We start from the raw sequence: 23,898 nt of genomic DNA on the forward strand, positions 1-23,898 counted from the left end.
AATTCTCTTAATTTCTTTTATACTTTACGGTAAATGAATTTTTTATTTTGAATTTTTAATAATCTTTAAATGAAGTTCTTCGATTTTTGTCGCTGAAACTTCTAAAACAGTAAATTCATAGTTATCTATGATTACTACTTCATTTTTTTCAGGAATATTTTCTGTATTATAAACCACAAATCCTCCTAAAGTTTCATAAGCTTCTTCTTTAGGAATATTCAATCCATAATTTTCATTGATATAATCTACTTCAAGTCTTGCAGAAAAATCAAATTCCTCTTCATTTAACTGTTTTTCAAGCAATTCTACAGTATCATGCTCATCTTCAATTTCACCAAATAATTCTTCAACAATATCTTCAACTGTGATTATTCCAGAAGTTCCACCATATTCATCTAATACAACAGCGACACTTTTCTTCTTTTTAGTAAGAACATTTAAGATATCATTAATCATCATTGTTTCAGGAACCATTTCTACTGGTAAAAGAACAGATTTAATTGTTTTAGGATTTTTGAACATTTCGAAAGCATGTACATATCCATGGATACTATCCAATGTTTCTTTGTAAATAATAATTTTAGAATAACCAGTATCTACAAATAATTTTTTTAATTCTTCCACATCATCTGTCACATCTAAAGCAACAATTTCAGTTCTAGGAATCATAATTTCTCTAGCTTTTACATTGTGAAAATCTAAAGCATTTTGAAAAATTTGAATTTCAGAATCCACTTCATCTTTGTCTGAAGCTTTTTCCAATTGTTGAGAAATATAATTTCCTAATTCTTCTTTACTAAATTCGGTTTTCTGCACATCTTCTTTAGCATTAAAAAATACTCTTAAGAAGAAATCAGAAATCCATGTCATAAATTCTGAAATATAATGGAAAACAATGAAAAATAAATAAGCTGGAACTGCAAAGAATTTTAGAACTTCATTAGCATAAATTCTAAAAATCGCCTTTGGTAAGAATTCGGCAGTAATAAGAATTACTAGTGTAGAAATAATTGTTTGAAAAAGAATATCGCTTATTCCTAAAAGATTCACCAAAACTTCTCCCATATAGTAACTATATACAACAAGTGAAATATTATTTCCAACTAACATTGTGGTAATAAATTTCGAAGATTTTTTAGTTAACCTTGTTAAAACCGTTGCTAATATCCCTTTGTTTTTCTTTTCAAGCTCAATTTGTAACCTGTTTGCAGAAACGAAAGCAATTTCCATTCCTGAAAAAAAAGCTGATAATAAAATTGTTATAAGAATAACAATTATTTCTACTTCCATATTTTATTTTAATAAATTTTATTTGTTATTTAAATCTCGACCTATTTCGAAATCTTTTTTTGAAAAAATACATAAATACTGCTAAAAAAGCAAAGATAAGCATTATAACACCTTTTGGTGTTTCATTACCCACAAGTTTTATAATTCCTTCTACAAATAAAACTAATGCTATCACTAAATATGCATATTGCATTATTTTTTGAAATCTTTCCATTTTTATTCTATTCTTTATCTTTTAAACTAATACTTCCTTTATTATTTCGAGTTTCCAATTTTGATAAATCTCCTTTTGATTCAAATCCTGTTGCATTAATGGTATCTCTACCTTTATATAAAACAAAATCTTTATCAGTGAAGAAATAATCTTCCTTTTGATCCCAAAATAATTGTGAAGTTTTTAAAATTGAATTCTCTTTATAATTTGTAACAACAACATTTCCCTTTATTTCTGAAATTCCTGTTTTTTGAAAAGAAATAGCATAATCTCCTGTAATTTTAGTCGAATCTGCTCCTTCTCCATAACTTGTAATAGTTATTCCTTTAGGGAATTCATAGTAAGGATGTTCTTTTCTATTCTGGTAATCATATAATAATGGTGTTTCCATTTTATAATCGACAACTCCAGAATCTTGATGAATATCATGAATATCCTCTCCAACACGAATCGGTAAATTTTTGTTAGCTAAGAAATCATTCAATTCTTTATTTGTGTTCCCACATGAAAAAAGCATTGATATCACAAACGTGATACCAATGCCTTTTATAATTTTCTCTGTTATATTTTGTTTCATTGTTATGGAATACTAACAGTTTCTCCAATCCAACAGTTAATTTTAAATGGAGTTCCAGAAGCTAAACCTTTTTGGAAAATTAATTTCTTAGAAGGAATATTCGCTTGGTAACTCTTGATATATTTTCTAGCTTTTGGTGCGATACTTGGATCTACACTTTGTGCTTTCTTAGCCATATTTAATGCAGCTACATAAACCATTCTTTTTGAGAACTCATCATCTCCACAAGAGTTTGCACTTGATCCGTACATTGCAGCGATTAATAAGTAAGCATCTCCCATTCTTGGGTTATTTTGAATAGCTCTTCTTGCATATTTTCTAGCTTCTGATTTTCTACCTTTTTTGTTCATCTCAACAGCAACTCTCATTAAGTATTTTGCTTTTTTGAACTTATCAGTTTCTTGATCAATCGCTTTGTTATAATATTCTAAAGCCTTATTTGTCTCTCCTTTTCCTAATAAAATGTTTGCAAAGAAAATTGAAGATTCCGCAGATGGTTCAGCAGTTACATATGCTTCTACTAATTGAACATATAACGGATCATCAGTACATTCTTTAGCATACATTCTTGAAACAGCTCTCTTTAACCATTTTGCATTTGATTTATTTGCTTCAAAATCTTTAGAATAAAGAGGAATTAATCTTTCACAAGTAGAGATTTCAGAAATTTTAGCATCTAATCCAGCTTCAATTAAAGCGTTGTTCTCTAAGTTTTGCTCATAAGTTTTAATATTTTTCTTATCTCTTGCACTTAAAGTTTGACCAGATTCTTCTTTAGCTTTTAAAGCTGCTAATTTCTTTGTATAATCTTCTTTTTGTTGCTCGATTCCTTCACTTACATCATCATATGTATCAAATACTTTCTGAACATCAGTATCTTTATATTTATTTAATACCATGTCAAAATACATATAGATATTTTTTCCTCCCATTCTTGATTTATCAGCATCATACGCTTTTTGTAATAACGCTTCAACTTCTGCTTTAGGAGCTCCAACACTATTCATAAAAGCCGCATAAGAACCATATAATTTTCCTAAATCCGTTGGGAAGTTTTCAATTCTTTGCTCATAAACTCTTTTTACAAGAGCTAAAGCTGCAGGTTTATCCGCTTCAGAAGCTTTTTTGTATCTGTCTTTAGCGATAACTAAACCGTTTATATATATGTTCTTTGAAAGTTTTGGACAATTATCTAAGCAATACAACCAGTTATCATAAGCTAAATCGTATTTTTTTGCTTTATAATCTCCTCTAAACAAATTATACTTTACGTTACATTCAGAAGCATCCTGTGCTTGGGCTTTATATCCAGCACCTACCATCAAAAATAAACAAAGTGCTATGTAAGTGATTCTTTTCATCATTGTAAATTTTCTATTTTATTTGTATTAATCGATTTTGTATTTGTTAAACCATTTATCATTTAAAGATAATCCAACTTTAAAATTAAAATAGTTCTCTTGAATTAAACCTTCTCCTTTATCACCTCTTCTTCCAAATTCAAATCCTAAATTCAGATTTGATAATTTCTTTCCTAGTGGTAGACCCAGACCAAAAGATATGCCAAAGTCGTCAATTTCTTTAAAATCTTGTAATGAACCTGATGGACGAACCGCCATTCCTGGCTTTTCATATTTCACTCCAAATCTGTAAATTACCCTCTGCCAATAGCTAGTTAAAGAGTTTTGTTTTGGTAAATAGAATCCTCCTAATGCTACTCTTGAATAATCTTTATATTCAACATTTTGTACATTAAAAGCGCTTCCTTGAATTTCTAAGGCACTTCTGAAGCTATAATCTAATCCTACATACCATTTATTTTCTAAACCAATTCCAAAACCTAATTCTGATCGCATTGGTGTTTTATATTCTCCTTCAATTCCTCTATCAAATAATACATCATTTGGTGCTTCTACACCATCTACGAATAATAATGTATAGAATCTTTCATTTCCTTCAGAATTTAAAGTAGACTCAAATGTAGTTGTTGCTCCTAAATTTAATTGTAATTTTTCACTTAAATTCGCTTGATAAAAAGCTCCTAATTTTAATACAGCTCCTTTTACATTTAAATTTGTTCCATATTTTGTTGCATATTGAACTCCTTCAACTTGCTTTACAATTTCATTGTCAATTTTTCCAAAAATATAAGAACCTTCAACTCCTAAACTTAAACCTTTATAAACATTATAACCAAAGTTTACAAAAAATCTATTCGTTCCTCCTTCTCCATTGAAATAATTTGTTTCTGTAAGGTCTTCTCCATCATAAATTCTGCTTGTCAATTGATATCCAACTGTTGTTTTTGGATCTAAACCAACAATAAATCCACCTTTTTCACCAACTGGAAATCCTAATGCTAAATAAGAAAATGATGTATTTCTTGCATTTTGTTTTCCACCTTCATTTGATTCTACAGAAATTGACCTTGTATTTAACCCTACAGTGTAAGTAGTTAAACGCAATTTCGAAGCTAAAGCAGGGTTTATTAAATTTATATGATATGCATCTCCATATGCAACACCTACTCCTCCCATACTCATTTGTTCGGCAGTTGACGAACGCTGTCCTTCTCCAATACCAAAATATGAATAAGGGGAATCGCTATTTTTTTGTGCTATACCTTTTAATGAAAAAAGGATAGTACATATTACAAAAATTCGTTTTATCATTACTATAAATTATATTTCAAAATACTATTTAAACCTTCCAATAAAAAATTTGGATTTGCAAATATGCCTTTTTTTAATTGTTTAGCCAAGAATTTAGCATCTCCACCTGTTAAAACTATTGTTAAGTTATTAAAATCACGCTCATATTTTTCGATTACACCTTCAATTTCAGCAATAATTCCGTTTACAATACCCGAATGCATCGATTTTTCACTCGAATCTCCAATATAATTATCTGGAATTTCCGGAGTTAATAACGGTAATTTTGCCGTAAAATTATGTAAAGCTTTATATCGCATCATCAAACCAAGCGAAATTGCACCACCTAAATATTCTTTTTTTGCATTGATAAAATCAAAAGTAATACAAGTTCCCGCATCAATTACTAAAACATTTTTATTTGGAAAAGAATTTAATGCCGAAACAACTAACGCAATTCTATCTACACCTAATGTTTTAGGCGTTGCATACTTATTTATAAATGGAATTTTCGTTTCTTGATTTAATAAAATAGTAGGGACTCTTTTATTCAAAAAAGTATAAATTTCTAATGATTTTTCTCCTACGGATGATACAATCGCATTGGTGATTCCATATTTTTTGATTTTTTTTTCTAAAACTTCAAAAATCATTTCTGGTGAAATTCGCAATACACTTAAAATTGCATCCTTCTCAAATACAGCAACTTTAACTCTCGTATTCCCTACATCGATGATTAAATTCATGAACTAATTTTAAATGAAAAGCAAAAATACAAAGAGTTTTTTTAGATTTTGCTTTGAATAATAAAAAAAATAATTATATATTTGCATCCGCTAAGAACAAGCAATGGTACCTTAGCTCAGTTGGTAGAGCAACGGACTGAAAATCCGTGTGTCCCTGGTTCGATTCCTGGAGGTACCACAAAAAAGCCTTAATCAAATGATTAAGGCTTTTTTATTTTATATATATCTTTTCATTAAAAAACTTTCACTAATTGTTTACCAATATTTGCTCCTCTAAATAATCCCATAAAAGCTCTTGGTAAATTTTCAAATCCATTAATGATGGTTTCTCGACTCTTAATTTTTCCTTCTTGAACCCATTTCGTCAAATCACTTAAAGCTTGCGGATATTCATCATAATAATTAGAAATAATATATCCTTGAACAAGCATACTTCGCGTTAAAACCATTGATTGAATTCTTGGACCAATATTTTTTTCTTTACTATTATAAAGTGAAATTTGCCCACATACAATAACTCTACTAAAGAAATTCATCTGTTCTAAAATTGTATCCGAAATTTTTCCACCAACATTATCAAAATAAATATCAATTCCATCAGGACATTTTCTACTCAATTCATAGTCTAAATCATCTGTTGTTAGATAATTTATAGTTTCATCAAATCCTAAATCATGTTCTAAATAATGATTTTTAATTTCTGAACTTGAAATTCCAACAACACGACAACCAAATATTTTAGCAATTTGTCCAGCAATTGTTCCCACTGCTCCTGCTGCTCCAGAAATCACAACTGTTTCCCCTTCTTTTGGTCTTCCGATTTTCATCATTCCAAAATAGGCTGTCAATCCAGTCATCCCAAAAACACTTAAAGCAGTTGGCAAATCTGCTTCTGGCACATTTACTCTTGTTACATCTTCTGTATGAATAGAACAATACTCTTGCCAAGGCATAATTCCCTGAACAAAATCACCAGGCTGATATGATTTGTCTTTCGATTTTACAACTTCGCCAACAACAGCTCCATATATTGCTTTTCCTACTACATAAGGTTCTGTGTATGTTTTCTGCTCGTTCATTTTTCCTCGCATATATGGATCGACAGAAATATATTTAGCTTTCACCATAATTTCTCCTTCTCTTAAGCTTGGCATACTAACCCTTCTCATATGAAAAGTATCACTTGTCACATCACCATATGGACGCTCTTTCAATATATATTGCTTATTCTCCATAACCAGTATAACTATTTAATAATAAATATGTTATAAGTTACAATAATAATTATTTTTATGAAAAATTTTTTTGAGTTTATAACAATATATTAACCCAATTAAGAATATTTTATATTTTGTAGCTTTACAATCTTAAATTAATCCCACTATATCAAAATGAAATTTAACACTATAACTGCTGTACTTTTTTCTATAGGATTAATTTTCTCTAGTTGTGAACAAAAAAAAGAAGCAACTACGGAAGTTAAAAAAGAAAAAAAAGAAGAGAATTATGTAAAAAAACATTACGATAAAAAAGAAGTAAAAATCGAAATGCGTGATGGAAAAAAGCTTTTTACTACAATCTATTCTCCAAAGGACAAAAGTCAAAAATATCCTATTATAATGCAAAGAACTCCATATAGTTGTCAACCTTATGGAGAAGATAAATTTAGGTCAATTATTGGTCCAAGTGAAACGATGATGAAAGAAGGTTATATTGTCGTATATCAAGATGTTCGTGGAAGATGGATGAGCGAAGATGTATATGATAATATGCGTGGTGTAATTCCAAATAAAACAGAGAAGCAAATTGATGAAACAACAGATACATACGATACAATCGATTGGCTTGTAAAAAATGTAGAAAACAACAATGGAAATGTTGGGACTTGGGGAATTTCTTATCCTGGGCATTATGCTACAATGTCTGTTGTAGATGCGCATCCAGCATTAAAAGCTGCTTCTCCACAAGCTTGTATTGGTGATTTCTGGTTTGATGATTTTCATCATAATGGAGCTTATACTTTAAGCTATTATAAAGTAAATAGTCTTTTTGGAACACCAAAAGATCAACCTGTAGATACTGCTTGGTATAAATTTTTAGATTTTGGTACAAAAGATCAATATCAATATTTCTTAGATAATACACCTTTATCAAAATTGGATAAAAATTATGAGAATGATTTTTTCTGGAAACAAATTACAGAACATCCAAATTATGATGAGTTTTGGCAAAAAAGAGGTTTAATTCAACATTTAAAAGATGTGAAACCAACTGTTGCAACGATGGTTGTTGGTGGATGGTTTGATGCAGAAGATTTATATGGTCCACTTGAAACTTATAAAAACATAGAAAAATACAATAAAGACAATTACAACACAATGGTTTTCGGACCTTGGAGCCATGGAGATTGGGCAAGAGAAAAAGGTAAAAGTTTAGTTGGAAATGTTTATTTCGGAGATTCAATTTCTACTTTTTATCAAAAAAATATTGAAAGTAAATTCTTCCATCATTTCTTAAAAGAAGATGGTTCGAAAGAAAGTGGCTTACCTGAAGCATATGTTTTTGACACTGGAAAAAAAGAATGGAAACAATATGATGTTTGGCCTCCAAAAAATGCTAAAAAACAAACTTGGTTTTTACAAAATGATCAAAAATTTGGAACAACTAAGGCTTCTAAAGAAAAAATTTCTTTCGTAAGTGATCCTAAAAAACCTGTTCCTTATTCGGAAGATATTAAAACAGTATTTACTCCAAGAAAATACATGACGGATGATCAACGTTTTGCTGCAAGAAGACCAGATGTTTTGGTTTTTGAAACGGAAGTTTTAGATAATGAAGTAACTCTAGCTGGAGATATTTTAGCTAAATTAAATGTTGCAACAACTGGAACAGATGCAGATTGGATTGTTAAAGTAATCGATGTTTATCCAGCAAATCATGAAGAACATAAAGATGTGCAAGATCATTTAAAAATGAGTAATTATCATCAAATGGTTCGAAGTGAAATTATGAGAGGGAAATTTAGAAATGATTTCTCAAAACCTGAAGCTTTCACACCAAACAAAGAAACAGAAGTTGCAATAAAGCTTCAAGATGTTTTCCATACATTCAAAAAAGGTCATAAAATTCAAGTTCAAATTCAAAGTTCTTGGTTTCCTTTATTTGATTTGAATCCACAGACTTTTGTTCCGAATATTTACAAAGCAAAAGAAGAAGATTTCAAAAAACAAACACATTCTGTATTTACAAATTCAACTATTGAATTTACAGTTTTAGAGAAATAATTCTTTATAAAATATATTTATAAACTCTCAATCAAAATTTGGTTGGGAGTTTTTTTTCATATTTACATTATTAAAATTAAAAAATGAAACTTGAAAATAATATTTATATTGGAAGAAAATACAATTGTAAAGCAAACGAATTATGCAATTGGATTGTTAAACCTACTTTGTTTCGCCAATGGTTCAAAGACGAAAATCCAATCCTTAATATATTTTTTGAAGTAAATTCAAATGGAGAATTCTCTATTGAATTAGAAAAAGAAAATAGTCTTGTGAAAATTCTTATTAAAAATTATGATGAAAAAAGCGCTACATTTTCTTTAGTAGAAAAATTTAAAATTCCTGATGAAAATATAAAAGAAAAATCAAAAAAGTGGCATCAAATGTTACTTAAATTAGAAGAATTAATTTTTTAATAGATTTCTTTTTAATATTACATTTATATAAAATTTCAAACAAAAAAATCATGGACTTTTCAGAAAAAACAATACAAATTCATGCAGTAAAAACGCAACTTTATAGATGGTTTACTTTTTATGAAAGAGAAATGAATAGGGAAAGAACAAATTTTCAATTGGAATTATTAGATGAATTTGTTTCGATTAACTCAATGGGAAATTCTGTGAATGGACATTCTGAATATCAAAATATTTTAGCAATGTATCATGGCACAAAAAATTCGCATAACTTAATTTCTTTTCAAATAAACTCTTTTTCAAAAAAAATAAATTGCAATGCTCAAATTACTTTTCAATCTGTTCGACCTGACAATTCTTCTGTGCAAATCGGAATTGATTATCAATTAACTTTTTCTGACTTTAATAAAAATCTTCCAAAATTTGAAAAAATTGAAATCAAACCAATAAGTCAAGAAAAAATGGAAGCTTTTCATGATTCTTATCCAAAAAATAGAATTGCAGCTTTGATGCATTTTTGGTTATTTAATATTGAAATAATAGACGGAAATTCTGAAAGTTTAAAAGAATTATTAGCTTCTAATTTTATGTTATATCTTTCTGAAAATAATACCATCGATAATTTAGAAAAATTGGAAAAATGGGTTAAATCCATTCCTTTTGAAATTACTGAATCAAATCATTTTCCAACAAATTTTAAAGTAAAAAAAATAGAAGAACATCTTTATGAATTACATGTTGATTTTATTTGGCGAGGAACTTCAGTAAAAGGTCAAAAATTGAAAGCAGTTACAAATCATAAATGGATTATTGAAGATAATATCAATGAAAGATTTGCTAAAATTCAAAAAATGTTCGTGAAATATGAAGTTCCTTTTTCACCTTTAGAAGCGTAATTTTATTTCTTCAATTTCATTTTTAATTGATTTGTTTTCTTTCGAACAGTTTCGTGACTTGATGTGATATAAACACCACTCATAATTAAAAATAAACTTATTAAATCATAATAATAAAGAGATTCATTAAAGAAAATTACAGCTAATAAAGAGCTAAAAACAGGAATTAAATAATACATTGATGAAGTTTTAACAACTCCAATTAAACAAATTGCTTTATTCCATAAATAATAACCAATTAGTGATGAAAAAATTCCTGAATATAAAATCGCATAAACTACTTGTTCATTAAAATCATAGCTTGTTTTGTAGTTTGAATAATCGTAAATAGAAAAAGGAAGCATATAAATCAAACCAAAAAGAATAGAGCTAAAAAGCAAAAAGTGTCCTGAAATATTTTCTGGTTTACTTTTGATAAAAATAGAATAAACAGCAAAACTAATTGCAGAAAGCAACATGTATAAATCTCCTTTTTTAAAATTCAAATCCATCAGATTTTTAATCGAAGCATCCGTAATTAAAAATAAAACTCCGATAACTGTAATTAGAATTCCGAAAAACTCTTTCAAATGAATTTTTCTTTTTAGAAAAATTACTGCGATTAATAAAATAAAAATTGGTGCAGTAATAGAAATCAAAGACAAATTCAAAGGTGGAGAAGTTTCTCCAGCAACATAAATCAACGAATTTTGAAGTGAGATTCCTGTAATTCCGACAATAGAAAAATAAATAAAATTCTTTTTGAATAATCTTAAATGTGGACGATTAAAATATTTAAAACAAAATGGAAGAAGTACTAAAAAAGCAAGAAGCCAACGACTTGTATTTATAGCAATAGGCGTTATATCTCCGTCAATTGCTTTTGGGATTAAATAATTAATAGACCAAATAAACGCGCTAAAAACTCCGTATATAAATCCTACAAATTGTTTATTCATTGTTTTAATTCTTACTCAAAAATCTCATTTATCAATTTCGAATCATCATTCAAAGATTTGAATAATCTTTTCTTTAAAACTCCTTTTGGAGAAATCAAATTCTTACACATTTTATCAATGGCAATCATCGAAAGTGTAGTTTGAATATAGGCTTCAATCAAATCATCCAACCCTAAGCCAAGTTTATTAAAATCTCTTCTATCAGGAAGTAACAATCGAGAAGTATCTGAAGTCCATTGATTTTCTCCTAATTTTATGGAAAGATTTGTACCTAAAACATCCCAAGATTCATTTTCTGATGGAATTTCATTTTTCAAAGGCTTTTGTGCTCTTCTTGCATAAATTGCAATTGGACGAATTCCATTTGCTGTAGAACTTGTCATAAATCGAATATCTGTCACGTAAGCGTTTCCATGGCTATTCGGAATGGTTCCAACATGAAATAATTTATTTGCTTCTTTACTTGTTCCCCAATTAAAATTTCCAATTAAACTTTGAACAATAAAGCGATCATAAGTAAAATCTTTCGCCATAAAAGTTTCTAATTGCTCTTGAGAAAGAATAGGAAAAACTCCTTGTCCAGCATTCATATATGGAACTTTCACAACTGCCTGTCCTCCAAATCGTTTTACCCAAAGCGGAATTTCTTCTTTATTTACATCCCAAATAGTTTCTGGTGTATTTATTTTTAAACCTGTTCTATGAATTTCTGCATTATACATATCGTAAGCTTTTGCAGCAGTTGTTTTATTTCTTCCTCCAGAAAGACAGGTAATAATTGGATTGAAAATTTTTGTCTTAGAACGAATTGGCAAACGATTCCATGGTTTTTTTGTTAAATATCTAAAAACACCACGAATTGGCTGCCAAGCTTTTTGATGATATACAAAAAACTGATCATTTATATATCTGATTTTATCATGTCTTTCATCATTATAAAAAGGTATATAGAAAACTTCTTCATTAAATCGATTTGCAATTGCATGTGCATAACCTGAAGCTTCCATCGGATTTTTATCATAAAAAACAGCCAACTTCCCTTCTACTTTCTGACAACCTCTTTTACATTTCATAAAAGGAGCAAATGCATTATCTATTAAATGTTTATACCCTCCTTCTTCTTGATTTTCAAATTGTAATGGCATCGATTTTTGACCAGAAGGACAAGAATTATTTTCGATTACAACCATTTTTCTAGTGCCATTTTTTGAAGTTACATTAATTAAATCGGCACCACACCAATGATAATATTTTGTTTTATAATTTAAAATATCTTTGAGTTTTTCTCTATTTACACTCGGATTCAAATGACAATATCTATTTATCATTCTCTCTACATCTAAATTCAGAAAAAAATGAACCATCGGATGAATTGTTGCATTCAATGCTTTTGGATACCAATGGTTTTCAGCTTCAAAGCTATTTGGTTTGATTATTTGAATTGGTTGTTTCATCAATAGATTTTTTTACAATTTAAACTCTAATTGAAATAACTAATATTAAATCACAATAAATTGATTATCAATTATTTAAAATTTAAATTATAAAATAAATTAAGCTTAAAAAACTAGCGTAATATTAATTAGGAAAATTTTAATATTGCGTAAATATGATTTATATTGAAAAAGATTTAAAATTGAAGATTTGATAGTATTTTGTAATATATTGCAGAAAAAAATGTAAATCTTCAAAGAAGACTTAATTTGTGTATCTTTACACGTTTTTAAAAAACTTTAAAACAACCAAATATGGATTACGGAAAAGAATTTAAAAAATTTGCTACAAAACATCACGGTATCAATAGCTTGTATTATGATAAAATTGTTAGTAGCATGACTCCTTATATCATGGAAGAACGTCAATTGAATGTAACTCAATTGGATGTTTTTTCTCGTCTAATGATGGACAGAATTTTATTTTTAGGAACAGGAATTGACGATCAGGTTGCAAATATCGTACAAGCGCAATTACTTTTCCTAGAAAGTATGGATTCAACTAAAGATATTTCTATTTACATCAATTCTCCAGGAGGTGGAGTGTATGCTGGATTAGGAATTTATGATACAATGCAATTCATCAAACCTGAAGTAGCAACAATTTGTACAGGAATGGCGGCTTCAATGGCAGCTGTTTTAATGTGTGCTGGAGCAAAAGGAAAACGTTCTGCTTTACCACATTCAAGAATTATGATTCACCAACCACTTGGTGGCGCACAAGGACAAGCAAGTGATATCGAAATTACTGCTCGTGAAATTTTAAAATTAAAGGACGAATTATATCAAATCATCGCAAAACATTCTGGACAAACTGTTGAGAAAGTAAACCTAGACTCTGATAGAGATTATTGGATGAAAGCTGCAGAAGCTAAAGAGTATGGTATGATTGATGAGATATTAGTTCGTAGCTAATATATATTATTAAATTTTTTTATAATGTCTAAAGAAGAAGTATTAGGTTGTTCGTTTTGTGGGCGTCCAAAATCTGACACAGATTTATTGATTGCTGGAATGAATGCTCATATATGTGATAAATGTATTGAGCAAGCACACAGCATTGTTTTGGAAGAAGTTATCGGAGCTAAATCTGATGCTTTAACCGCAGATATCGATTTAAAAAAACCTAAAGAAATAAAAGCATTTTTAAATCAATATATGATTGGTCAATTTGCTGCAAAAAGAGTAATGTCTGTTGCAGTTTACAATCATTACAAAAGATTATTGCAAGAAAAAACAGAAGATGATGTAGAAATCGAGAAAAGTAATATCATGCTTGTAGGAAATACAGGTACTGGAAAAACACTTATTGCTCGTTCGATTGCAAAAATGCTTAATGTTCCTTTTACTATTGTGGATGCTACTGTATTGACAGAAGCTGGTTATGTAGGAGAAGATGTAGAAACAATTCTTACACGTCTTTTACAAGCTGCGGATTACAATGTAGAGAAAGCTGAAAAAGGAATCGTATTTATTGATGAAGTGGATAAAATTGCTCGTAAGAGCGATAATCCTTCTATTACAAGAGATGTGTCTGGAGAAGGAGTACAACAAGCTTTACTTAAATTATTAGAAGGAACTGTTGTAAATGTTCCACCAAAAGGTGGTCGTAAACACCCAGATCAGAAGTTTATTGAAGTAAACACTAAAGATATTTTATTCATTGCTGGAGGAGCTTTTTCTGGAATTGAAAAAATCATCGGAAAACGTTTAAATCAGCAAGCTGTTGGATATGGAGCTTCGCAAAACACAGATCACATTGATGAGGAAAATTTATTACAATACATTATTCCTTCAGATATTAAATCTTTTGGTTTAATTCCTGAAATCATCGGTCGTCTTCCTGTTTTAACATACATGAATCCATTAGATGCTGAAACTTTAAGAGCAATTCTTACAGAACCTAAAAATGCAATTATCAAGCAATATGAAAAGTTATTCGGAATGGATGAAATTAAATTCTCTATCGAAGAAGATGCTTTACAATATATTGTTGACAAAGCTTTAGAATACAAACTTGGAGCAAGAGGGTTACGTTCTCTTTGTGAAGCAATCTTAACAGATGCAATGTTTGAACTTCCAGGTTCTGATATTAAAGAATTATCAGTAACAAGAGATTACGCAGAAGAAAAACTAACGAAAACTACTTTAAAAAAATTAAAAGCGGTTTCGTAATTAAAATAGTAAATAAAACACTTTCGAAATCCCCTCAACTTGAGGGGTTTTTTGAAAAATCTACTTTCTAAAATATGATATCTAAACATACCATTGATAAAGTATTTGAAGCAACTCGAATTGAAGAAGTAATTGGAGATTTTGTGCAATTGAAAAAATCTGGTTCCAATTTAAAAGGTTTAAGTCCATTTTCAGATGAAAAATCACCTTCTTTTATGGTTTCTCCTGTAAAACAAATCTGGAAAGATTTTAGTTCTGGAAAAGGAGGTTCTGCTGTTACTTTTTTAATGGAACATGAGCATTATTCGTATCCAGAAGCGATTAAATATTTAGCAAAAAAATATCAAATTGAAGTAGAAGAAACTGAGCAAACACAAGAACAAAAAAAACAAGCAGATGAAAGAGAAAGCTTGTTTATTGTTTCAGAATTTGCCAATGAACATTTTCAAAAAACACTTCATAAAACAGAAGAAGGAAAAGCAATCGCTTTGTCTTATTTTAAAGAAAGAGGTTTTCGAGAAGATATTATTCAAAAATTCCAACTTGGTTATAATTTAGATAAATGGAGTGATTTTACGGATGCTGCATTAAAGAAAGGTTATGATTTAAAGTATTTGGAAAAAACTGGTTTGACAATTGTTCGTGAAACTAAAAAATTTGATCGATTTAAAGGTCGTGTACTTTTTCCTATTCATAGTATGAGTGGAAGAATTCTTGGTTTTGGTGGAAGAATTCTTGGAAATAATAAAAAAATCGCCAAATATGTCAACTCTCCTGAAAGTGATATTTACCATAAAAGTAAAATTCTTTATGGAATTTATTACGCTAAACAAACAATTGCTAAAGAAGACAATTGTTATTTGGTAGAAGGTTATACAGATGTCATTTCTCTACACCAATCTGGAATTGAAAATGTGGTTGCTTCTTCTGGAACTGCTTTAACTCCAGATCAAATTCGTTTGATTAAACGATTAACAAATAATATTACCATTCTTTTTGATGGTGATGCTGCGGGAATACGAGCTTCTTTTCGTGGAATTGATTTGATTTTAGAACAAGGAATGAACGTAAAAGTTCTGAATTTTCCTGATGGTGATGATCCAGATAGTTTTTCTAAAAAAGTTTCTGACGCAGAATTAAAAGAATACATTCAGAATAATACACAGGATTTCATTGGATTTAAAGTTTCTTTATTAATGAAAGAAGCAGAAAATGATCCGATTAAAAAAGCCAATCTGATTCGTGAAATTGTTGTTAGTATTTCTAAAATTCCAGACAGAATTCAACAAGAAGTTTTTGTACAGGAATGTGCAAGAATTATGGAAATTTCAGAAAATGTTCTGTTTAGTGAATTACAACAATTAAGTCAAAAAGGAGAAAGACAGCAAGGGAGAACTCAAAGGAGAAATCCAGCTTTAGAAATTGTAAATCAAAAACAAGAAGAAAAGAAAGCTTCTATTATTGAAAGACAACTTTTAAGATTAGAACAAGAAGTGATTCGAATTTTGATTCTATATGGAAATACAGAAGTTGATTTTGTTTCTAATTATGTAGAATTTGATGAAACAAAACAAAAAGAGATTTTCAAAAAAGAGATTTTCAAAAGTAAAGTTTTTCAAGAAATATTTTTACAATTACAAGAAGACGAAACAGAATTTACAAATCCAACTTTTCAATCTATTTATAATGAAATCATGAATAGAGCAAATCAAAGTGATGGTATTTCAATTGAAAATTTAATTAATCATCCAGATACAAATATTGCCATGCAAGTAACACATTTTTTAATGGATGATGAAAAACACGCTTTAAGTGATTGGAATAGTAAAGAAGTTTTTGTAAAATCAAAAGAAATGGGATTATCTAAATTAGTAAATGATACTATTTATAATCTTCGAAGAATTTTAATCGATTTAAAAATTCAACATCTTACCGCAGAAGTTTCGAATCCAGAAACAGATTCTTCAGCAGTTTTAAAACAAATTATGGATTATACAGCTTTAAAGCAACGTTTATTTGTGTTTTTGAATCGTGTGGTTGGATAAAGAAAAAAGCCTAATTAAAGGCTTTTTCCATATCTAGTTCTACCACTTTATTTTATAATTACTCTTTTCTAAAATTAAAGTTTAAAATAACTAGACTCAATTTAAAACTATTTTTTTCTCCAAAAATTATATAGCAAAATTCACGCCATTTTTAAATATTGATATTATTTTCACATAATTATTAGGTTTAATAAGTATTTTTATGTTAATATTTATTTAATGTAAAATATTTTATAGATTTACAACTATTAACAACAAACACTTTAACCTTTAAAAATAATTCCATGAAAAAAAATTATTCTTTAAAAAAACTCTTAAAACTCCTCTTTTTCTTTCCTTTTATTATTTATTCTCAAATAGAAACTCCGCAAATAAATTCGTATAAAGGAAGTTTTTCTATCAACTTAAGAGAAAAAAATATTTCAAGTGAAAATGCAATGAAAAACATCAATTCTTGGTTTCAATTACCAGATGATTATACTTTCCAGGAAATTTCTACAAAAACGGATGAATTAAACATTACACATAAGAATTACCAACAATTTTATCAAGGAATTAAAATCGATGATGCAATTCTAATGATTCATTCTAAAGATGGAAAAGTTTCTATGATAAATGGGCAAATTTTTAATCTTAAAAACTTTGAAACTTCAAGTTCAATTTCTCCAAATCACGCTTTAAGTCTTGGTAAAAAATATGTAGAAGTAACAGAATTAATTCAAGAATATCCAATTGAAAAAGTAATTGCTAAAATTCCTACAAATGATAGTTATAAACATCATTTAATCTATAAAGTTAGAATCGATTCTAGAACTCCTTTTGAATTATGTAATCTTTATATCGATGCAAATTCAGGAGAAGTTTTAAACAAAATTAATTTATATGCAAATGAAGATATTGAAGGAACTGCAAATACAAAATATGAAGGAGAAAAAACAATTACCTTTTCTGAAAATGAAGAAGGTGTTTATGTTTTAAAAGAAGAAGCTAGAAATATTGAAACTTATAATGCAACAAATGCTGTTTTTACTTCAGGTGGATATTCTGGAGCTGAAAATTATACAAGCACGAGCACAACTTGGAATTTAACAGGAAGTGAACAAGCTGGATTAGATGTTCATTGGGGAATGGAAATGACCTATGATTTTTATTTAGATATTTTTAATAGAAATAGTTTCGATAATCAAGGAAGTAAAATCAGACAATATATCAATCCACCAGAATTACAAGGAAATCCTAATAATGCAGCTGCTTTGAATCCTCCTTATAATTTAATGATTTACGGTTTAGGAGATGGTGTAAATTATGATCACTTTACAAAATTAGACGTAGAAGGTCATGAGTTTTCTCATTTGGTTGTAGGAAATAATGGAAATGGTGGATTAAATTATCAAGGAGAACCTGGGGCTTTAAATGAATCTTTTGCAGATATTTTTGGAATCTGTATCGAGTTTTTTGCAAATGGTGAAAGTAATTGGTTAATTGGTGATGGAGTATTTTTAAATGGATCACACATGCGTTCTTTTATCAATCCTAATTCGAAATCTCACCCAGATACTTATAATGGAAATTATTGGATAAATCCTGATGATTCTTTCGATAATGGTGGAGTTCATTTCAATAGTTCTGTTCAAAATTATTGGTTCTATCTTCTAGTAAATGGAGGAATTGGAACAAATGATAATGATGATGATTATGATGTAAAAAATATAGGTTTAGCGGATGCAAGAAGTATTGCTTATCGAACTTTAATGAATTACTTAACTCCAAATGCAATATTTTATGAAGCATTTCAAGGTTCTTTACAAGCTACAATCGATTTATTTGGTGAAAACTCACAACAATACGAATCTGTTGTAGAGGCTTGGTTTGCTGTTGGAATTTATGAAGGAATGGAAATTCCTTGTACTGGATTAAAAACATTTACAGAACCTACTGGTACTTTCTCAGATGGAAGTGGAAATTCAAATTATAGAGATAATTCAGAATGTACTTGGCTTATCGCTCCTGAAAATGCAACTCAAACGCAACTTACTTTTTCTTTAATGGATTTAGAATTGGATTATGATTATGTTTATGTATATGATGGAGGAAGTGAAAATGCAGTTTTAATGGGAACATATACAGGAAATGATTTACCTGAAACAATTACAAGTTCGGTTGGCGATGGAAAATTATTTGTAAAATTTGTTTCAGATCAATATGTAAATGAAGCTGGTTGGGAAGCAACATATTCGGTTTTAAGTCTTGATGTTGAAAAAGTAGATTATGCTAAATATTTAAAAGTATATCCGAATCCATCAGAAGGAATCATTACTATCAAATCACAATTAAATCAAAAAACAGAACTGAATATTAGAGATATGTTAGGAAGAACTGTTTCTTCTAAAAATACTATTTCAACAGGAAAAAATACAATTGATTTATCAAATCTTGATAGTGGAATTTATAATTTAGAATTTAAAACAGCATCTGGAAATCATACACAAAAATTAGTAATTGAATAAGTTTAAATTCTTAAGATAAATGAAAAAAGGTTGTCAAATTTGACAACCTTTTTCTTTATTTTTTAAAGTTTTTCACTCCTGCATAAATCGGAATTTCCAACGTATTTTCTGCTGGAACAACCGGACAAACATATTTTTCATTATAAACACAATAAGGATTATATGCTTTATTAAAATCAATCACAACTTTCTTTCCTCTCGGAATTTTCACATCGATATATCTTCCTCCCTCATAAGTCTCTTTTCCATTAGTCGTATCGTGAAATGGCAAAAATAATCGCTCCTCAAATTCACCTGTAAAATCCATTTGCTGGTATTGATACAAATTTAATTTATGTTCTTTATTTCCAATTTTAAATGTTGCAACTCCATATAATTTATAAGGAACAACTTCACTCGTATTGGTTTTCATAGACATAAATTTTGCGTTTTTTGCAGGTTTAAATTTTGCCTTCACTTTATAAATCGTATCCACAGGAAAAAAATCTAAAGACTTAAAATCTTTTAAATCTTCTGGTTTTAAAGGTGACGTGTTTTTATCTGAAAAAGTCACATTCATTTGATAACGATACTTTTTCATTTTTTTTAAATAGTTATTTCCTTGTGGTTCTGAATCACAAGAAAATAAAAGAAATAACGTAGCAACAAATGCAAATAACTTTCTCATACTTTCAAGATTTTTGGTTTAAACTAAAATTACAAATTTATTTTTGACACAACTTTTAAGTTTTTGATAAAATATTTATCGTAACTCTCTCCCCTTCCAAGCATATTTTTTTTGAAAAGAAAGAATTGCAACATAAGTACAAAAAAACGGATAAATTAGGCTCATCCAAATGATATGCATCATTATTTTTTGTTGTTTGAAAAAAGATGTTGTTTGCCAAAGAATTATAAAATCTAGTATAAATTTTAAACTAAAAACAATTCCTAATGAAGAAAAATCTTGCAATCGAAAAACACATAAAATAAAATCAATAACAATTAAAAAGTTTAAACCAAAAACAACAATTCCTACAAATTTTCCAAAAGAATTTGAATAAGAACTTGTTTTGGAAGCCCAACGAATTCTCTGCTGAATTAAATTATTGATTGTTTTTTGTGGATATGTTTTTACAATTGCTTCTCTTGATTTTAAAAATTGGACTTCTTTTGGATATTTTTGTAAAAATTTCTCCATTAAAAAAACATCATCACCACTTGCTAAATGCGAATTTCCATCGAATCCATTTAATGCAACAAAACTCTTTTTTTCATAACATAAATTCGCGCCATTACACATAAATGCTTTTCCAATTCCAAAACTTCCAATCGTACTTCCAATCAAACTTAAAAAATCTAATAATTGAAATTTTTGGTGTTTTGATTTACTTGAAAAATATGTAACTGGTCCAGCTATCATTTTCACTTTTTTAGTTTGAATAAAAGTATCAAAAACGCTTAACCAATTTTCTGAAACAACACAATCTGCATCCGTTGTAACAATCCATTCAAAATTAGTTTTCTCAATTGCTGTTTGAATTGCATCTTTTTTAGGAGAATTTGTTTTTCGCTTATTTTCTAAGAGATTTAAATATAGTTCTGGATGATTTTTTATAAAGTTTAAAATTATTTTTTCAGAGAAATCATTTGAAAAATCATTCACTAAAAAAACTTCAAATTTGGAAAAATCATATTTTATTTTAGAAAGGCTTTCCAACAAATTTGGTAAATGTTCTTCTTCATTTCGAAAAGGAATGATGATAGAAAATCGATTTTTCCCATTAGATTTTCCTTTAAAAACTTTCAATTGTATAAATCCAAAAATAAAAGAACCAATAATTCCTAGATATAAAATCGAAAAAAAAATCAGTAAAAAAATCATGCTTTTATCTTTGTTTTAAATTGAAATTTTGTTGGAATTGAAAAAACAAAAATACAACCAATTATAGTTGGAATTGCAAAATTTAAAAACCACATCAAGAAAGAAACCGTGATGATTGCTAAAGATTCTACTTTAAAAAATGTAAAAATCAGAACTGCAATGGAACCTTTCAACACCCAATCAAAAATGGCAATAGAAGGAATTATAGATGAAATTAAATACATAGAAGAAATCGAAATCATCGCTTCAAAATAGGTAATTTCAACAGCAAAAAATTGCAAGAAAAAATAAAATTGATGTGAAAAAAACAAATATCGAAGTAAAGCGAAACTAGATGTTCTATAAAATTTCTTTGTATTTAAAAAAGTTGGAATTTTATCTTTTTTCCAAATTAAAATTGCAATAATTAAAAGGAAAACAAAAATCAAAATTCCTAGAATTGAAAAATCAAAAACTTGAAAAAAATCAGGAAAAGTTTTCCAAATAAAAAACAATCCGATACATCCAAAAATAATAGTTATTATTAATTGTGAAAAGTTTCCAAGAAAATTTAAAAACAAAATTTGTTTCTGATTTTCTTTCTTATAAAAAAGTGCTTTTGCTCCATATTCCCCTATTCTATTTGGTGTAATAATTGAAATAGTAAGAGAAGCTAAACTTTGTTTTACACTTTCAAAAAAAGAAATTTCTTTGATGTCTTTTACTAAAAATTTCCACTTTTTAAACTCAAAAAACCAGTTTCCACCTGACATTGTAACTTGAAGTAACAAAAAAGGAAGAAAAACTTTTATATCTAAATTTTGAAAAAGTTGTTCTAAGAAATATAGAGAATTTTCATTTTCTTTTATTTTTTGAACAATAAAAAGAATCGCACCAAAAATAAACACTAACTTTAAAAGATTAGTGATAGTTTTGCGATATTTTTCGAGTGAACTCTTCATGTTTGCACAAAGAAAAAATTTTAGAATTAGATAAGCAAAAAATATTTTCTTTCTTGAAAGGAGAATTTTTAAACATTCTAATTAATAATTAAAATGTAATATTTGAAAAAAATAAAATAAACATTGACAAAAGAAAGAATCATATTAGGAATTGATCCAGGAACAACGATTATGGGATTTGGATTGATAAAAGTTGTTGGTAAAAAAATGGAACTTTTACAATTAAACGAGTTACTTTTGCAGAAATATTCGGATCCTTATATCAAATTGAAATTGATTTTTGAAAGAACAATTCAATTAATTGATACTTATAATCCAGATGAAATCGCAATTGAAGCACCTTTTTTTGGAAAAAATGTACAATCAATGTTGAAGCTTGGAAGAGCGCAAGGAGTTGCAATGGCAGCTGGATTATCAAGAGAAGTTCCTGTGACAGAATATTCACCAAAAAAAATAAAAATGGCAATTACTGGAAATGGAAATGCCAGTAAAGAGCAAGTTGCAAAAATGTTACAAAGTCTTTTAAGAATCAAAGAACTTCCAAAAAACTTAGATTCTACGGATGGTTTGGCAGCAGCTGTTTGTCATTTTTATAATACAGGAAAAACAATTTCTGAAAAAAGTTATTCTGGTTGGGCTTCTTTTGTAAAGCAAAACGAAAAACGTGTAAAGAAATAATCCCCCAATCCCTTTTAAAAATAGAGAATTTAAAATCAAAAACATTGGTAGGAATTTATATACATATCCCTTTTTGTAAGCAAGCTTGTTATTATTGTGATTTCCATTTTTCGACTTCTTTAAAACATAAAGAAAGAATGGTAAATGCGATTTGTCAGGAAATTATTTTACGAAAAGAAATGATAGGTGATGAAACGATTGAAACCATTTATTTTGGTGGAGGAACACCTTCATTGCTTTCTATTGAAGAAATTCAACAAATTTTAAATACTATTTATTCCAATTTTTCTGTTGTTAAAAATCCTGAAATTACTTTAGAGGCAAATCCTGATGATTTGTCTTTTGAGAAATTAGATGATTTATCTAAAACTCCAATTAATCGATTAAGTATCGGAATTCAATCTTTTTTTGAAGAAGATTTACAATTTATGAATCGTGCACATTCAGCCTTGGAAGCAAGAAAATGTATTGAAGAAGCACAGAAAGTTGGTTTTGAAAACATCACAATTGATTTAATTTATGGTGTTCCGAATATGGAGGAAGCAAAATGGCGAAAAAATCTTGAAATTGCTTTTGAATTAAATATTCCACATATTTCTAGTTATGCTTTAACTGTGGAAGAAAAAACCGCTTTAGATTCTTTTATCAAAAAAGGAAGAGTAAAACCTTTGGATGAAAATTTGGCTTTTAAACATTTTCAGATTTTAGTTGAAGAAACAAAAAAGAAAGGATTTGTACATTATGAAATTTCGAATTTTGGTAAACCTGATTTCTTTTCAAAACATAATACTTCTTATTGGCAGGGTAAAAAATATTTAGGAATTGGACCTTCTGCGCATTCTTTTGATGGAAAAAATAGAGCTTGGAATGTAGCTAATAATATGCTTTATATGAAGGGAATTGAAGAAAAGCAACTTCCTTTAGAAATTGAAGAACTTTCGAAAATTGATTGTTATAATGAATATGTAATGACTGGTTTAAGAACAATTTTTGGAGTTTCTTTAGAGAAAATTGAAAAAGATTTTGGATTAGGAATGCGAAAATTTTTGGAGAAAGAAATAAAACCATTTTTAAAACAAGGAACTTTAGAATTGAAAGAAAATTTTGTGTTTATCACAGAAAAAGGAAAGTTTTTAGCAGATGGAATTGCTAGTGATTTGTTTTATATTTAAGAGAATAAGAA

Annotated in this window: 20 protein-coding genes and 1 tRNA gene; 10 read left to right on the forward strand and 11 right to left on the reverse strand. The window is 28.4% G+C overall.

Annotation, left to right across the window (positions count from 1 at the left end; all coding sequences use genetic code 11):
* Positions 1-42: 42 nt before the first annotated feature.
* The 5 genes from I1A51_RS02875 to I1A51_RS02895 all read right to left on the reverse strand — a co-directional run bounded on the left by I1A51_RS02875 (position 43) and on the right by I1A51_RS02895 (position 5,478).
* A complete protein-coding gene (locus I1A51_RS02875; protein ID WP_196890950.1) occupies positions 43-1,290 on the reverse strand; it encodes a hemolysin family protein in 1,248 nt (415 codons plus the stop codon).
* A 221-nt stretch (positions 1,291-1,511) separates the two neighbouring features.
* Positions 1,512-2,081 carry an LPS export ABC transporter periplasmic protein LptC gene (gene lptC, locus I1A51_RS02880; protein ID WP_196890952.1) on the reverse strand — a complete coding sequence of 190 codons (570 nt, stop codon included), beginning with the start codon at positions 2,079-2,081 and terminating at the stop codon, positions 1,512-1,514.
* A gap of 2 nt (positions 2,082-2,083) precedes the next feature.
* Positions 2,084-3,442: a tetratricopeptide repeat protein gene (locus I1A51_RS02885; RefSeq protein ID WP_196890954.1), complete on the reverse strand. Its 1,359-nt coding sequence runs from the start codon at positions 3,440-3,442 to the stop codon at positions 2,084-2,086.
* A 27-nt stretch (positions 3,443-3,469) separates the two neighbouring features.
* Entirely contained in the window at positions 3,470-4,753 is a 1,284-nt protein-coding gene (locus I1A51_RS02890) for a hypothetical protein (RefSeq protein ID WP_196890956.1), read from the reverse strand.
* Between the two features lie 2 nt (positions 4,754-4,755).
* On the reverse strand, positions 4,756-5,478 hold the full coding sequence (locus tag I1A51_RS02895; RefSeq protein WP_196890957.1) for a type III pantothenate kinase: 723 nt from the start codon (positions 5,476-5,478) through the stop codon (positions 4,756-4,758).
* 105 nt (positions 5,479-5,583) lie between these two features.
* Here I1A51_RS02895 and I1A51_RS02900 point away from each other — a divergent pair.
* Positions 5,584-5,656: transfer RNA gene (locus I1A51_RS02900), tRNA-Phe, on the forward strand.
* A 55-nt stretch (positions 5,657-5,711) separates the two neighbouring features.
* On the opposite strand, the gene I1A51_RS02905 is transcribed toward I1A51_RS02900, so the two are convergent.
* Positions 5,712-6,713, reverse strand: a complete 1,002-nt coding sequence (locus I1A51_RS02905; RefSeq protein ID WP_196890959.1) for an NADP-dependent oxidoreductase — start codon at positions 6,711-6,713, stop codon at positions 5,712-5,714.
* Positions 6,714-6,869: 156 nt separating this feature from the next.
* On the opposite strand from I1A51_RS02905, the gene I1A51_RS02910 reads away from it, so the two are divergent.
* The 3 genes from I1A51_RS02910 to I1A51_RS02920 all read left to right on the forward strand — a co-directional run bounded on the left by I1A51_RS02910 (position 6,870) and on the right by I1A51_RS02920 (position 10,074).
* The gene (locus I1A51_RS02910; protein ID WP_196890961.1) at positions 6,870-8,762 is read left to right on the forward strand and encodes a CocE/NonD family hydrolase; all 1,893 of its coding nucleotides are present in this window, start codon (positions 6,870-6,872) and stop codon (positions 8,760-8,762) included.
* Between the two features lie 83 nt (positions 8,763-8,845).
* Positions 8,846-9,178, forward strand: a complete 333-nt coding sequence (locus I1A51_RS02915) for a hypothetical protein (RefSeq protein ID WP_196890962.1) — start codon at positions 8,846-8,848, stop codon at positions 9,176-9,178.
* 50 nt (positions 9,179-9,228) lie between these two features.
* Positions 9,229-10,074, forward strand: a complete 846-nt coding sequence (locus tag I1A51_RS02920) for a hypothetical protein (protein ID WP_196890964.1) — start codon at positions 9,229-9,231, stop codon at positions 10,072-10,074.
* Positions 10,075-10,076: 2 nt separating this feature from the next.
* Here the strand turns inward: I1A51_RS02920 and I1A51_RS02925 are convergent, their stop codons facing one another.
* Both I1A51_RS02925 and I1A51_RS02930 read right to left on the reverse strand, forming a co-directional pair.
* A complete protein-coding gene (locus I1A51_RS02925) occupies positions 10,077-11,012 on the reverse strand; it encodes a DMT family transporter (RefSeq protein ID WP_196890965.1) in 936 nt (311 codons plus the stop codon).
* Between the two features lie 11 nt (positions 11,013-11,023).
* Positions 11,024-12,466: an ATP-grasp domain-containing protein gene (locus I1A51_RS02930; protein WP_196890967.1), complete on the reverse strand. Its 1,443-nt coding sequence runs from the start codon at positions 12,464-12,466 to the stop codon at positions 11,024-11,026.
* A 294-nt stretch (positions 12,467-12,760) separates the two neighbouring features.
* Between I1A51_RS02930 and clpP the strand changes: the two genes are divergently transcribed.
* The 4 genes from clpP (at position 12,761) to I1A51_RS02950 (ending at position 19,232) form a co-directional block, all read left to right on the forward strand.
* Positions 12,761-13,420, forward strand: coding sequence for an ATP-dependent Clp endopeptidase proteolytic subunit ClpP (gene clpP, locus I1A51_RS02935; RefSeq protein WP_196890969.1), 660 nt, complete (start codon positions 12,761-12,763; stop codon positions 13,418-13,420).
* 24 nt (positions 13,421-13,444) lie between these two features.
* Entirely contained in the window at positions 13,445-14,680 is a 1,236-nt protein-coding gene (gene clpX, locus I1A51_RS02940) for an ATP-dependent Clp protease ATP-binding subunit ClpX (RefSeq protein WP_196890970.1), read from the forward strand.
* A 74-nt stretch (positions 14,681-14,754) separates the two neighbouring features.
* Positions 14,755-16,725, forward strand: coding sequence for a DNA primase (dnaG, locus tag I1A51_RS02945; RefSeq protein ID WP_196890972.1), 1,971 nt, complete (start codon positions 14,755-14,757; stop codon positions 16,723-16,725).
* 284 nt (positions 16,726-17,009) lie between these two features.
* Complete coding sequence (locus I1A51_RS02950; RefSeq protein ID WP_196890974.1) at positions 17,010-19,232, forward strand: M4 family metallopeptidase; 2,223 nt, start codon at positions 17,010-17,012, stop codon at positions 19,230-19,232.
* Positions 19,233-19,287: 55 nt separating this feature from the next.
* Here I1A51_RS02950 and I1A51_RS02955 read toward each other — a convergent pair whose 3' ends face one another.
* From I1A51_RS02955 to I1A51_RS02965, 3 genes are all read right to left on the reverse strand, one after another.
* Positions 19,288-19,899, reverse strand: coding sequence for a DUF1684 domain-containing protein (locus tag I1A51_RS02955; RefSeq protein ID WP_231373946.1), 612 nt, complete (start codon positions 19,897-19,899; stop codon positions 19,288-19,290).
* 75 nt (positions 19,900-19,974) lie between these two features.
* The gene (locus I1A51_RS02960; RefSeq protein ID WP_231373947.1) at positions 19,975-21,096 is read right to left on the reverse strand and encodes a glycosyltransferase family 2 protein; all 1,122 of its coding nucleotides are present in this window, start codon (positions 21,094-21,096) and stop codon (positions 19,975-19,977) included.
* The gene (locus I1A51_RS02965; protein WP_196890979.1) at positions 21,093-22,037 is read right to left on the reverse strand and encodes a lysylphosphatidylglycerol synthase transmembrane domain-containing protein; all 945 of its coding nucleotides are present in this window, start codon (positions 22,035-22,037) and stop codon (positions 21,093-21,095) included. The genes I1A51_RS02960 and I1A51_RS02965 overlap by 4 nt, the downstream gene beginning before the upstream one ends.
* A gap of 123 nt (positions 22,038-22,160) precedes the next feature.
* On the opposite strand from I1A51_RS02965, the gene ruvC reads away from it, so the two are divergent.
* Both ruvC and hemW read left to right on the forward strand, forming a co-directional pair.
* A complete protein-coding gene (ruvC, locus tag I1A51_RS02970) occupies positions 22,161-22,715 on the forward strand; it encodes a crossover junction endodeoxyribonuclease RuvC (RefSeq protein WP_196890981.1) in 555 nt (184 codons plus the stop codon).
* Positions 22,716-22,759: 44 nt separating this feature from the next.
* A complete protein-coding gene (gene hemW, locus I1A51_RS02975) occupies positions 22,760-23,887 on the forward strand; it encodes a radical SAM family heme chaperone HemW (RefSeq protein WP_196890987.1) in 1,128 nt (375 codons plus the stop codon).
* The last annotated feature ends 11 nt before the right edge of the window (positions 23,888-23,898 follow it).

The organism is Aureivirga marina, from assembly GCF_015767265.1.
GTDB lineage: Bacteria > Bacteroidota > Bacteroidia > Flavobacteriales > Flavobacteriaceae > Aureivirga > Aureivirga marina.